Source organism: Winogradskyella sp., from assembly GCF_013042245.1.
GTDB lineage: Bacteria > Bacteroidota > Bacteroidia > Flavobacteriales > Flavobacteriaceae > Winogradskyella.
In genome coordinates this window covers 1-13,742 of record NZ_JABDQL010000038.1, presented here as the reverse complement: position 1 = coordinate 13,742, position 13,742 = coordinate 1, and the positions used below count along the sequence as shown (strand labels likewise).

13 protein-coding genes and 1 pseudogene are annotated in these 13,742 nt (G+C 34.2%); 1 reads left to right on the top strand and 13 read right to left on the bottom strand.

What is annotated here, in order from left to right:
• Window positions 1–3 precede the first annotated feature (3 nt).
• Entirely contained in the window at window positions 4–1,467 is a 1,464-nt protein-coding gene (locus HKP48_RS03550; protein ID WP_296342889.1) for a glutamate synthase subunit beta, read from the top strand.
• A gap of 73 nt (window positions 1,468–1,540) precedes the next feature.
• Here HKP48_RS03550 and argH read toward each other — a convergent pair whose 3' ends face one another.
• From argH to HKP48_RS03485, 13 genes and pseudogenes are all read right to left on the bottom strand, one after another.
• Window positions 1,541–2,815, bottom strand: a complete 1,275-nt coding sequence (gene argH / locus HKP48_RS03545) for an argininosuccinate lyase (RefSeq protein ID WP_296342888.1) — start codon at window positions 2,813–2,815, stop codon at window positions 1,541–1,543.
• On the bottom strand, window positions 2,812–3,873 hold the full coding sequence (locus tag HKP48_RS03540) for a M20 family metallo-hydrolase (RefSeq protein ID WP_296342886.1): 1,062 nt from the start codon (window positions 3,871–3,873) through the stop codon (window positions 2,812–2,814). Before HKP48_RS03540 ends, argH begins: the two co-directional genes overlap by 4 nt.
• Window positions 3,870–4,646, bottom strand: coding sequence for an acetylglutamate kinase (gene argB, locus HKP48_RS03535; protein ID WP_296342884.1), 777 nt, complete (start codon window positions 4,644–4,646; stop codon window positions 3,870–3,872). Before argB ends, HKP48_RS03540 begins: the two co-directional genes overlap by 4 nt.
• A 1-nt stretch (window position 4,647) precedes the next feature.
• Window positions 4,648–5,583, bottom strand: coding sequence for an acetylornithine carbamoyltransferase (locus HKP48_RS03530; RefSeq protein ID WP_296342881.1), 936 nt, complete (start codon window positions 5,581–5,583; stop codon window positions 4,648–4,650).
• Complete coding sequence (locus tag HKP48_RS03525) at window positions 5,584–6,711, bottom strand: aminotransferase class III-fold pyridoxal phosphate-dependent enzyme (RefSeq protein WP_296342880.1); 1,128 nt, start codon at window positions 6,709–6,711, stop codon at window positions 5,584–5,586. It lies immediately after the preceding gene.
• Window positions 6,708–7,508, bottom strand: a complete 801-nt coding sequence (gene proC, locus HKP48_RS03520; RefSeq protein WP_296342878.1) for a pyrroline-5-carboxylate reductase — start codon at window positions 7,506–7,508, stop codon at window positions 6,708–6,710. The genes HKP48_RS03525 and proC overlap by 4 nt, the downstream gene beginning before the upstream one ends.
• A gap of 35 nt (window positions 7,509–7,543) precedes the next feature.
• Entirely contained in the window at window positions 7,544–8,521 is a 978-nt protein-coding gene (argC, locus tag HKP48_RS03515; RefSeq protein WP_296342876.1) for an N-acetyl-gamma-glutamyl-phosphate reductase, read from the bottom strand.
• Window positions 8,518–9,702 carry an argininosuccinate synthase domain-containing protein gene (locus HKP48_RS03510; RefSeq protein ID WP_296342875.1) on the bottom strand — a complete coding sequence of 395 codons (1,185 nt, stop codon included), beginning with the start codon at window positions 9,700–9,702 and terminating at the stop codon, window positions 8,518–8,520. The genes argC and HKP48_RS03510 overlap by 4 nt, the downstream gene beginning before the upstream one ends.
• Window positions 9,699–10,322, bottom strand: a complete 624-nt coding sequence (locus HKP48_RS03505; protein WP_296342873.1) for a GNAT family N-acetyltransferase — start codon at window positions 10,320–10,322, stop codon at window positions 9,699–9,701. The genes HKP48_RS03510 and HKP48_RS03505 overlap by 4 nt, the downstream gene beginning before the upstream one ends.
• Window positions 10,323–10,742: 420 nt before the next feature.
• A complete protein-coding gene (locus HKP48_RS03500; protein ID WP_296342871.1) occupies window positions 10,743–12,344 on the bottom strand; it encodes an NADP-dependent glyceraldehyde-3-phosphate dehydrogenase in 1,602 nt (533 codons plus the stop codon).
• A 12-nt stretch (window positions 12,345–12,356) separates the two neighbouring features.
• Window positions 12,357–12,548, bottom strand: coding sequence for a hypothetical protein (locus HKP48_RS03495; RefSeq protein WP_296342869.1), 192 nt, complete (start codon window positions 12,546–12,548; stop codon window positions 12,357–12,359).
• A gap of 23 nt (window positions 12,549–12,571) precedes the next feature.
• A pseudogene (locus HKP48_RS03490) lies at window positions 12,572–13,213 on the bottom strand (IS4 family transposase); the annotation flags it as partial.
• 308 nt (window positions 13,214–13,521) lie between these two features.
• On the bottom strand, window positions 13,522–13,742 hold a 221-nt coding region (locus HKP48_RS03485; protein ID WP_296342865.1), incomplete at its 5' end, for a DUF4372 domain-containing protein.

Here is a 13,742-nt window from a genome sequence, read left to right as displayed (position 1 = left end):
ATTATGGGAAAAGTAACAGGTTTTAAAGAGTTTGAAAGAAAAGAAGAGAATTACACACCTGTAAAGGATCGTGTTAAGCATTATAATGAATTTACTGTGCCATTATCTGAAAAAGAGCTAACCAAGCAAGGCTCACGATGTATGGATTGTGGCATACCATTTTGCCATAGCGGTTGTCCACTTGGGAACTTAATTCCAGATTTTAACCATATGGTGCATCAAGGCGAATGGCAAAAAGCATCATGGATTTTACATTCTACAAATAATTTTCCAGAGTTTACAGGACGATTATGCCCTGCGCCATGCGAGCAATCTTGTGTATTAGGTATTATTGAAGACCCAGTATCTATAGAAAATATTGAAAAAAACATTGTAGAACGTGCCTTTAAAGAAGGCTGGATTAAACCACAGCCGCCTATGATTAGAACAGGAAAAACTATTGCCATTGTAGGTTCTGGGCCAGCAGGTTTAGCAGCTGCACAACAACTTAACAGAGCAGGTCATGCCGTTACTGTTTTTGAACGTGACGACTCAATAGGTGGCTTATTGCGCTATGGTATTCCAAACTTTAAAATGGAAAAAGAAATTATTGATCGTCGCTTAGCCATTTTAGAAGCCGAAGGTATTGTATTTAAAACCAATGTTAATGTTGGTGTTAATTATGATGTCGAAGAATTAAAAGGGTTTGATGCTGTGGTGCTTTGCGGTGGAGCAAGCCAAAGACGAAGTTTGCCAACTCCAGGTATTGATGCTAATGGTGTAGTACAAGCCATGGATTTTTTAACCCAGCAAACCAAAGTTGTTTTTGGTCAGGAAATAAAAAATCAAGTATTGGCAACAGATAAAAACGTTATTGTAATTGGAGGTGGAGATACAGGTTCGGATTGTATAGGTACATCTAATCGTCAAGGCGCCAAATCGGTTGTCAATTTTGAGATTATGCCTAAGCCACCTGGTCATCGTTCTCCAACAACTCCATGGCCATATTGGCCTTTACAACTAAAGACATCATCATCTCATAAAGAAGGTGTTGAACGTAACTGGTTGATAAATACCAAAGAATTTGTAACTGACAAAAACGGAAAACTAACCGCTTTAAAAACGGTAAATGTAGAATGGAAAATGATTCCTGGTGAGCATCCAAAATTAATTGAAATCGCAGGTACAGAAAAAATATGGCCTTGTGATTTAGCATTATTGGCATTAGGCTTTACAGGTCCAGAATCTACATTGGCCAATAAATTGGGTATTGAAACAGATGCACGCTCTAATTATAAAGCTGCTTATGGAAAATACCAAACAAATATCCCAAACATATTCACTGCTGGTGATATGAGACGCGGACAATCCTTAATTGTTTGGGCAATTTCAGAAGGTAGAGAAGCAGCACGTCAAGTAGATATTTACTTAATGGGTAAATCTGATTTAGCAACAAAAAATAGGGGCGGTGATTTGGTTGGATTATAAAACTATAATTACATGAAATTGGTAGGATCTCAATAACTGTGTAGGTTTTAAAAATATTTGTTCTCATATTTTTTTATTTTGGAAACTTAGCCCTAATCTTTTCCAAACATAAATTATGAATACTTCCCATATGGGAATGTTCTTTTCCTGAATCTGGCATATAAGTGTCGTTTTGAACTTTATTTCCTATTTTTTGATATGCTTCTCTAAAAGACATACCACTAATGACTAGATTATTAATACTGTCTACTGTAAAAATGTATTTGTATTTCTCATCATTAAAATCAACATCTTTAACTATAATTTGCTGAATTACATCATTGAAAATATCAAGTATGTTTTTTACATCTTCAAATGCGTTGATAATATTCTCTTTTAATAACTGAAAATCTCTGTGATAGCCACTAGGCAAATTATTAGTGATTAATAACATTTCTGTATGTAAGCCCTGAATTTTATTGCACTTACCTCTAATCAATTCAAAAACATCAGGATTCTTTTTATGTGGCATAATACTGCTTCCTGTAGTTAATTCGTCTGGGAATGTGATAAAACCAAAATTCTGACTCATATACAAGCATATGTCCATTGCAAATCTACCCATGGTATTACATAAACCACCCAAAGCACTAGCGATGGCCCGCTCATTTTTTCCTCTACTTAATTGGGCAGCAACCACATTATATTTTAAGGTTGAAAATTGAAGCTCTTTTGTAGTGATATGCCTATCAATAGGGAAGGAACTGCCATAGCCAGCAGCTGATCCTAATGGATTTTGGTCTACTATCTTTAAAATAGCATTTAGGACATAAACATCATCAACCAGTAATTCAGCATAAGCAGAAAACCATAATCCAAAAGACGATGGCATGGCTACTTGCAAATGTGTGTAGCCTGGTAGTAATTTTGATTTGTGAGTTTCTGCCAAGGATACTAAGGTTTCAAAAAACGTTTTTGTTTTGTTTTTAATGAGCTGAAGATTCTCTTTGTAATACAACTGAAGCGCTACCAAAACTTGGTCATTTCTAGATCGCGCTGTATGTATTTTTTTGCCGACTTCTCCCAAGTTTTTTGTAAGCTCATGTTCTATTTTTGAGTGTACATCCTCAAAATCATCTTCAATTACAAAACTTCCATTATCTATGGATTCAGATAAGGTTTCTAAACCATTTTTTAACTGTTTTAATTCTTCCGAAGTTATAATTCCAACAGACTTAAGCATGATAGCATGTGCCAAGGATGCTTGTAGATCGTACTTTGCTATGTGTAAGTCTATCTCTCTGTCATTCCCAACAGTAAAATCTTCTATTTTTTTATCTATTGAAAATCCTTTATCCCACAATTTCATAACACCTTTTTTAATAAATTAATATATATGTCAATTCCTTCTTTAATTTCTTTTAAATAAATATACTCATTTGCTGTATGGGATCTTGAACTATCACCAGGGCCTAATTTTAAAGAAGGACAACTCAAAACAGATTGATCAGAGAGTGTTGGTGAGCCATAAGTCTCTTGTCCAAGCTCTATACCCGCTTGTACCAATTCATGATGCAATGGTATCGAAGATGAATTTAATCGTAAGCTGCGTGCTTTTATGCTTGTGCATGGTGATTTTGCAGAAAGAATCTTAGCGATTTCTTTATTAGAATATTTGTCATTAACACGAACATCGATTACCAACTCAACTTCGCTTGGTACGGCATTATGCTGTTTTCCAGCATTAATCTGGGTAACTGTCATTTTTACTTCTCCTAACACCGGAGATTTTTTATCAAATTGGTACTCTTGAAACCACTTTAAAACATCAATAGTTTTGTAAATGGCATTATCTTTATTTGGATGTGCTGCATGACTCGCAGTGCCTTTGACCTTAGCATCAAAAACAATTAAACCTTTTTCAGCGATAGCTAGTTTCATTAAGGTTGGTTCGCCAACAATAGCAACATCTATTTTTGGAATAATAGATAACATGCTGTTTAAGCCATCAGTACCACTACTTTCTTCTTCTGCAGAAGCCACAATGACCAAATTATAGTTAAGGTCTTTCTTGTTATAAAAATAGGTAAATGTTGCAATTAATGAGACTAAACATCCGCCAGCATCATTACTTCCTAAACCAAACAGTTTGCCGTCTTCTACTATAGCCTTAAAAGGATCTTTAGTATAGCCATTATTAGGTTTTACGGTGTCGTGATGAGAGTTTAATAATAGCGTTAGTTTATTTTTATTAAAGTGTTTATTAGTCGCCCATATATTATTATTGTTACGGTTATACGGTATTTTATGTGCCTTAAACCAGTCTTCAATTAATAACGCGGTCTTATCCTCTTCAGAGGAAAAAGAAGGTGTTTCTATTAACTGTTTCAATAAAACTATCGCTTCTGTGGTTAATTTTTGTATCATTTTTTAATAGTTGTATATGTTGCGTTTGTTGAAAAAAGCAGTTCTGATTTTCCGACACAAATTTTGTTGACCTTCTTGTTTATAGCATGAAAGCAATTGTTGAGTTTTGGTAACATGCCTTCTGTAATGATGCCTTCTGTAATTAATGTTTTGTAGGTTTGAGTATTGATGTTTTTAATAACAGAGTTATCATCCGAAACATCTTTTAAAACCCCCTTTTTTTCAAAGCAGTAATACAATTCGACCTTAAAATCTTTTGCAAAACCAATAGCTAATTCTGATGCTATGGTATCTGCATTAGTATTTAATAGCTGTCCTTTATTATCATGTGTAATAGCACAAAATATAGGTGTAATGTCATTGTCTAAAAGTATTTTAAGCGTATTTGTACTCACTTGTTTTACATCGCCAACAAAACCATAATCCAAGTGTTTTATAGGTCTTTTTTTAGATACGATAGTGTTTCCATCAGCACCCGAAAACCCAATGGCATTACAGCTGTTTGCTTGTAGTTGAGCAACAATATTTTTATTAATCTTCCCAGCATATACCATGGTAATAATGTCTAAGGTCTCTGCGTCCGTAATACGCCTGCCATTATTGATGTTTACAGGCACATTCATTTGATTTGCCAACTGCGTTGCTAACTTTCCACCACCATGAACTAATAGTTTTTGACCTTCAAGTTGTGCAAATTGAGTTAGGAATGAAGTCAATGCTTGGCTATCATCAATAATATTACCTCCTATTTTTATAACTTTTAGTGTTTCCATGTTATAGATTTTCTAAAATGTTCTTCAATACTACTTGTGCAGCATAGGTTCTATTGTTTGCCTGCTGAATGACTATAGATTGTTCACTATCCAAAACCGCATCTTCAACAACCACGTTTCGTCTCACAGGAAGGCAGTGCATAAACTTGGCATTGCCTAATTTTTCTTTAGTCATCATCCAATGAGAGTCTTTGCTCAATACTTTTCCGTAATTAGTGTAGCTACTCCAATTTTTTACATAGACAAAATCAGCGTCTTTTAATGCGTCATCTTGATTATAACTTATCTTTGTATGCTTTGTGATTTCTGGATTTAGTTCATATCCTTTAGGATGTGTAATGGTTAAATCTACATCCAAATTTTGCATTATCTCTACAAAAGAATTAGCAACCGCTTGTGGCAAGGCTTTTGGATGAGGTGCCCAAGATAATACCACTTTAGGTGTTTTCTTTTCTGATAATTCTGAAATGGTCACCGCATCTGTCAAAGCTTGCAAAGGATGTGCTATCGAAGATTCCATATTTATAATAGGAACCGTCGCGTACCTTTTGAAACTGTTTAAAACAAATTCTGACTCGTCTTTGGGTTTATCTTTTAAAGTTGGGAATGCTCTAACAGCTATAATATCTGCATATTGAGAAATGACTTGTGCAGCTTCTTTAATATGCTCAGACGTATTCATATTCATGACCGTACCATCTTTAAACTCAAAGCTCCAGGAATCCTTAATATTAAGAATCATCACAGTCATCCCAAGATTTTTTGCTGCTTTTTCAGTACTTAATCGCGTTCGCAAACTTGAATTAAAAAAGAGCATGACTAAGGTTTTATGTTTTCCTAAACTAGAAATTGCCAAGGGATTCATTTTTAGAAAAATGGCTTCCTTTATAGTTTCTGAAAGATCGGGGATGTCTTTTATTTTGATATAATTCTTCATTTACAAAAGTTCTTTCTCTAAAGCCTCAAAAAAGCTATCAATATGTTGTTTCTTTACGGTTAACGGCGGAAGGATTCTAATGAGATTGGGATTTTTAGAGCCTCCAGTAAAAATCTGATGCTTGAAAATGAGGTTTTTTCTCAATTCTGAAATAGGGAAATCAAATTCTAAGCCAAGCATCAAACCTCTGCCTTTAATAGTTTTTAGCTTTGATAAACCATTAGCCTTTTCAAAAAAATACTCCGATATACTTGATGCGTTTTGCATGAGTTTTTGGGCTTCTATAACCTCTAAAACAGAATGTGTTGCTGCGCATGCCAAATGGTTGCCACCAAAGGTCGTCCCCAATAAACCAAAGGACGCTTTTATTGAAGGATGAATTAAAATTCCGCCAACTGGGAATCCATTTCCCATACCTTTTGCTATAGAAATAATATCTGGTGAAATCTTATGTTTTTGAAAAGCAAAAAAATCTCCTGTTCTGCCAAACCCCGATTGTACTTCGTCTGCAATTAATACTGTATTGTATGTCTTGCAAAGCGCTTCAAGTCCTTGATAGAATTTTGTAGTACTTTCATCTAATCCACCAACACCTTGTATGCATTCTATAATTACGGCACACGTTTCATTCGCTTTTAGAACAGTCTCAACGGATTCTAAATCTCCTAGCGCAACAAAATCGACGTCTTGCTGTGCATTTAAAGGCGCAACGATTTTTGGATTATCCGTAGCCGAAACCGCTGCAGATGTTCTGCCATGAAACGAATTTTTAAATGCCAAAATTTTTGATTTTCCATTATGAAAAGAGGCTAATTTCAACCCATTTTCGTTGGCCTCAGCACCAGAATTACATAAAAACAACTGATAGTCGTTGCAGCCTGAAAGAGCTTCTAATGTGTCGGCCAATTCAGTTTGTAGTGGATTTTTAATGGCATTGCTGTAAAAACCTAATTTTTTAATCTGATTTGAAATTGCAGACACATATTTAGGATGTGAATGCCCAATAGAAATGACGGCATGTCCGCCATAAAGATCGAGATACGCCACACCTTTATCATCATAGACGTAAACATCTTTGGCGCTTACAGGTGTTATATCATATAAAGGATAGACATTAAATACACTCATATCTGTTCCTCTTTAATGGTATTAATTTTATTGAATGATGCTACCATACCTTGGATTAAAGACGAGCTTAAGCCTTTATGTTCCATGTGGTTTAGCCCAGTAATGGTGCAACCTTTTGGTGTGGTAACTCTGTCTATTTCTTCTTCTGGATGATCGCCATTTGTGATTAAAAGATTTGCAGCACCTTCGCTAGTATGCATCGCTAATTCTTGTGCTTCTTTTGCATCAAAACCTAATTGAATTGCTGCCTGTGTTGTTGCTCTAATCAATCGCATCCAAAAAGCAATACCGCTAGCGCAAACCACTGTTGCTGCTTGCATTTGTGCTTCTGGAATTTCTAGCGTATGCCCTAATCTATTAAAAATGGCTTCTGCAATTTTTACTCGTTTTTTACCCTTTTCGTTACTACATAAACAGGTCATAGATTTACCTACAGCAATGGCTGTATTTGGCATGGCACGAATAATGAATTTATCCGTTCCTAATTGAGTTTCAATCTTTGGAATTACATAACCTGTAATGGTTGAAATCAGCACATGATTTTCATTGAGGTAAGGTTTAACGTCATTTAATATCTGTTCAAAATGTGCTGGCTGAACTGCAAAAATTAATATGTCGGATTGTTTTACCGCTTTAATATTATCTGTCGTTAATATCACATTTTTGTAACCTTCAAAATCTTGAATATCATTAAGATTACGTTTGGTGAGGTATAATGTTGTTATGGCATTATTGGTAATCAATCCTTTTGCAATTGACTTGCCTAAATTTCCTGTGCCTATGATTGCTATTTTCATAATATAGTTTTTAGTGATTAGTATTTCCTCAAACTCTAAAAATAATTTGCTTTTAAGTTTAGCCCTTCCGTTTCTTCAAAATCAAACATAAGGTTCATGTTTTGTATGGCTTGCCCTGAAGCACCTTTTAATAAATTATCAATAATGCTGGTAATTAAAAGTTTATTGTTGTGTTTGTGTAAATGCAGTAAACAGTTATTAGTATTTACAACTTGCTTGAGATGTATGGTTTCCTGTGAAACAAATGTAAAAGCCGCATCTTTATAATAGGCTTTGTAAAGTGCCTTAGCGTCTTCTAGAGTACCATCATAACTTGTATATGCTGTTGCAAAAATGCCCCTCGAAAAATTACCACGATTAGGCATGAAATATATTTCAGAATTAAAAGTAGACTGTAGCTGATGTACCGTTTGATTAATCTCTCCTAAGTGCTGATGTGTAAAAGGTTTGTAATACGAAAAATTATTATCTCTCCACGTATAGTGTGTGGTCTTAGATAATGATGTACCTGCTCCTGTAGCTCCTGTTACTGCATTGATATGCACGTCGTCTTTTATAAGATTTGAATCTACCAATGGTAATAATGCTAGTTGAATTGCTGTTGCAAAACATCCTGGATTTGCTATATAATTAGCATTTTTAATGACCTCTTTTTGGAGTTCTGGCAGCCCATATACAAACGCTTTTCCGTCGAAAACTTTATGGGCTTCTAGTCTAAAATCATGACTTAAGTCTATAATTTTTGTTTGCTTTGAGAATTCATTGTTATCTATGAATGATTTAGAATTTCCATGACCTAAGCACAGGAAAACCACATCGACATTTGTATTTATTTTGTCTGTGAATTTTATTTCAGATGAACCTACTAAGTCTTGATGCACTTTATAAATCTTATTACCAGCATTCGATGTGCTGTAAACAAAATCAATACTTGCTTGTTTGTGGTTTAGTAATAATCTGAGTAACTCACCTGCAGTGTAACCTGCGCCTCCTATAATTCCAACTTTAATCATAATCTTGCATTTACTTGTTGATAGATTTTATTCTGGTTGCCATTAATTTTAATGAAACCTTTAGCTTCTTCTGCAGTCCAGCCTTTGTTTTCTTCGCCGTAACTACCAAATTTGGCGTTCATTAAATCGTTGGGCGAAGAGATGCCATCAAGTGTAAAATGATAGGGTTTTAAAGTGACATAAACACTTCCAGAAACCTTTGATTGACTATTCTGAAGAAAGGATTCAATATCTCTCATTGCAGGATCTAGATATTGGCCTTCATGTAAGTGCATACCATAAAAACTAGACAGATAATCTTTGTGTTGTAATTGCCATTTGGTAAGTGTATGTTTTTCTAATAAATGGTGCGCTTTTATAATAATTAATGCTGCTGCAGCTTCAAAACCAACACGTCCTTTTATACCAATAATAGTATCACCTACATGGATATCTCTACCAATGGCATATTGTGAAGCAATATCATTTAGCAACTCTATACAGTGTTGCGGTTGATCTATCTTACCATTTACGGCAACGAGCTCTCCTTTGTTAAAATTTAGTACAATGTTTTGGTCAATTTCTTTTTTTATTTGTGAAGGATACGCTAATTCTGGTAATGCCTTTTCTGAAGTTAAAGTCTCTTCGCCTCCAACACTAGTTCCCCAAAGTCCTTTATTAACCGAATATTTTGCTTTATCCCAAGACATATTAATTCCATGTTCTATGAGATAATCTATTTCTTGCTGTCTGGTTAGTTTATGGTCTCTTATTGGTGTAATAATTTTTATGCTTGGCGCTAAGGTTTGAAAAATCATATCAAATCTAACTTGGTCATTTCCTGCGCCCGTACTTCCATGTGCAATATATTTTGCGTTAATACTTTTGGCATATTGAATAATCTCAATAGCTTGAATAATCCTTTCTGCACTTACTGATAAAGGATAAGTATTGTTTTTTAAAACATTACCAAAAATGAGATACTTAATGACTTTCTCATAATAAGAACCTACTGCATCAATATTTTTGTATGTTGCGACACCCATTTTATAAGCATTACTTTCTATGTTTTTAATTTCATCGTTATTAAAACCTCCGGTATTGACACTTACCGCATGAACATCAAACCCCGCCTTGCTTAAACTTACAGCACAGTATGACGTATCTAAACCACCACTATATGCAATTACTAATTTTTTCATTTTTTATCTTTTTTTAAGAATATGGATTGCTTAATATTTTTTAATCTTGTCCATACTTTTTTATCATAATTATGCGACTCTGATTTAGTGACTTTGGTTTTTATAGGATCATAAAGCATTCCTGTGCACAAGCACATCTTTTGGTCTGTTCTTGTTAAAACATCATAATTTTTACAGGTTTGACAACCTTTCCAAAAAGATTGGTCATCTGTTAATTCTGAAAATGTTACTGGTTTGTAACCAAGCTCGCTATTCATTTTCATAACAGCTAAACCTGTGGTAATACTAAAGACTTTAGAATTTGGAAATTTTGTTCTAGAATGCTTAAAAATTACTTTTTTAATTGTCTTAGCAAGTCCTTGGTTTCTATAATATGGATGTACAATTAATCCAGAATTAGCAACAAACTTTCCGTGATTCCAAGCTTCGATATAACAAAATCCTGCAAAATTTTCGCCATCGAGTGCTATGACAGCATTACCATTTTCCATTTTTGAAATAATATATTCAGGTGTTCTTTTAGCTATACCAGTACCTCTGTCTTTCGCCGCCAAAGCAATAGTTTCACAGATAGTTTCTGCGTAAATACAATGTGATTTATTTGCAATAATAATTTGCATTGTAGGGATTTTAATGAGTGAAAATTTATTTTGATTTTAAATGTAGAACCGGACTCACCTTAGTTCTAAAAAATAGAAGAATACCCTTACGGGCGACGGAAAACAAAGTCAGATACCATTTTAGGATTATCTAAATGGATAATTAAAGTTTGAAAATGATATTTAAATTTTGAGTTATACACAATAAAAGTAAAAATGACTATAGAGTTTGTTGCTATGTGAAAGAATTAGCGTCGGCGTTTTGCTAAATTTAGACTTATGGGTCTTGGTGCTCTATATTTGTGTCTTGGTATAAACATGGTACTAAACTACATATAATATTTTTACCCACAATAGTGCTATTAATATTTTTAAAAGAATTACGAATTTCGAAATAATAGACTTTCTAAATGTAAATATCTCATTTATAAAGACTTTTATTTAAAGAATATAATCTGTACTTACAAAATTTGAAGCTTTAGAGTCTAGTAAATTCTTTAAAATAGCATTATTATAGTCATTGTCTTTTGAAGCTACAAAAGTTCTTATTGAAAAAGAGCGTAAGGCATCATGAACACTTAATGTAGAGACCGCAGAGTCTTTACGACCGGTAAATGGATATACATCAGGTCCACGCTGGCAAGCGCTGTTTAAGTTTACACGACAAACCAAATTTACTAAAGTGTCAATTAATGGCGCTAGCGTTTTTATGTCTTTGCCAAATAAGCTCACTTGCTGCCCATAATTTGAAGCCGCCATATCATCTAATGGCTCTTCAATATCTGAAAATGGAATTACAGGAATTAATGGCCCAAATTGTTCTTCTTCATACACACGCATATCTGTTGTTACAGGATATAATACGGCAGGGAAAATGTAATTATCGATTGTGTCACCTCCTTTTGAATTCATGATTTTCGCCCCTTTTTCTTTAGCATCGTCAATTAGTTCTTGTATGTAAGCTGGTTTATTGGGTTCTGGTAAAGGGGTGAGTTTAACGCCATCATCCCATGGGTTGCCAAATTTTAAAGCATCAACTTTTTCAGAAAAACGTTTGTTAAATTCTTCTATAATAGCTTCATGGACATATAATACTTTAAGAGCTGTACAACGTTGTCCGTTGAATGAAAGTGTTCCTGTTAAGCATTCTTCAATCGTAAGATTTAAATCTGCATCTGGTAATACAATAGCAGGATTTTTAGCTTCCAGACCATAAACCATACGCAACCTATTTTGTTTGGGGTGTAATGCTTGTAATGCATTTGCAGAAGAGCTATGACCAATAAGTGCCAAAACATCTACTTTTCCTGTTTTCATTATTGGTGATGCTACTGCTCGACCTCGCCCAAATAAAATATTGACTACACCTTTTGGAAAACTTTCTTTAAATGCTTCAATTAATGGCGCTATTAATAGCACACCAAATTTTGCGGGTTTAAAAATGGTGGTATTCCCCATTATCAACGCAGGAATTAATAAGCAAAAGGTTTCATTTAAAGGATAGTTGTAAGGTCCTAAACATAACACAACTCCTAAAGGCCCTCGTCTTATATGTGCATGAATGCCTGATTGCTTTTCAAATTTTGCGCTATTGCGATCCATTTGCTTGTAGTCTTCTATCGTGTCATAAATATACTCAACCGTTCTATCAAATTCTTTTTGAGCATCGGCATGTGTTTTACAGATTTCCCACATGATGAGTTTCACAACCTCATCTCGCTTGGTTTTCATTTTTTCTACAAATGTTTCCATACAAGCAATACGGTCGGCGACTTTCATGGTTGGCCATTCGCCTTGACCTTTCTTATACGCATTGCAAGCAGCATTAAGGGCAAGTAGTGCTTCTGTCTCTCCAAGATCTGGTGTAGAGCCTAGACGTGTTGGTTTCATATTGCCATTAGCATTAACTGTACGAATAGGTGAGAAGACATTTGCTTTAGCTCCTTGCCAATGTTTTAATTCTCCATTTACTAGATAATGTTCTTGTTCCAAGGTGTTTTCAATTTGAAATGCTTTAGGAATATCTGATTGTAATTGACTCATAATATTTGATTTTTAAGCGAGTAAATAGGTTTTTAGCTGTTTATAGTTTGAGATTTTTGTGCTCTTTTTTGGTTTGTTTAATACTGCTTCAATTTGAGCAGGTAGCTCTATTTTCTCTGCAATATCTTTAGGCATGACATCTAAAAATTTTATAGGGTGTGCGGTTTCTAAGAATACGCCTTGTATTTCTGATTTTGTTTCCAAGTATTTTTCTCACTAATGGGCATTTAAAATCCATTGATTTTCAGTTGATTATAATTTAGGTCTTTGATATTTTTGTAATTGTATTTTCTAAATATCTCTCTTACAGGAGTTTTATCGAGTAGAGAGATGCTTAAAATTTGTAATATTTCGTAGATTGAACGTTCAACCTTGAGGGTATTGCCAACGATTGCCATTAGGCAATATGCAATTATAGCGCAATAGATTTGAATCTTAACTGCATTTAATGAAGTGCCCCAAAAGGATTTAATCTTTAAGTGCTGTTTCATCCATTTAAAAAACAGCTCTACTTCCCAACGTTTCTTGTACAGATAAGCTATTTCATCAGCTTTTAAATCCATGTTGTTGGTCAAGAAAATAAATATTTTCTTGGTTTGGGTATCAAAATATTTGATTCGCCTAAGCTTTTCTGGGTATGACTTTCTCGGATAATAGGAAGTTAACTTACCTATTTGATCATACTTAATACCCTTTGATTTATTAATAATATTAGAATACTTTCGAGAAAATTTCATATTAGATTTTGCTCGTGTAACAAAGAAAGCTTTTTGTTTATGTAAACGATATATTCGCTTAAAATCAACATATGCTCTATCTAACACGTAAAAACTTCTTATTTCGTAAACAAAAAAATAAAGCGCACTAACATCATGTGTCTTAGCATTTTATATATGTACAAAAGTAGGAACAGATGTTTTAACATCATACAAGGTATGAAGTTTTATGCCTGCCTTGGTTTTTCTAAACTCAGCCCACCAAAATACACTTAGACATAAATCAATTGTTGAGGAATCAAACGCATATACATTTCCTTTTATGTTAAGTTCAAAATCCGACTTGTAGCAACTCTTGCGAGCTTGCTCGATTAGTACATAAGCAAACTCTTCAAATATTTTGTAGTCCCGTTTTTAATTAGCAACACCAATATTACGTCTTGATATAGACGAGCCGAACCCTAATGATAGTATGTGGACTTATGAGCTTCTAAACTAAGTAATAAATCTCTCATACTGTCTCTAGCGGTAAGCTGACCGAAAACCATACATAACATTTGGTTCCAACATGTGAAGGTCATTACGTGCTTATTACCGCTATATGTTTTAACTATTCTATCAAAAACTCGCCTTGGTAGAAAGTCTGTAAGTTGAGCGAAAATGTATTTGCCTTGATTCATGG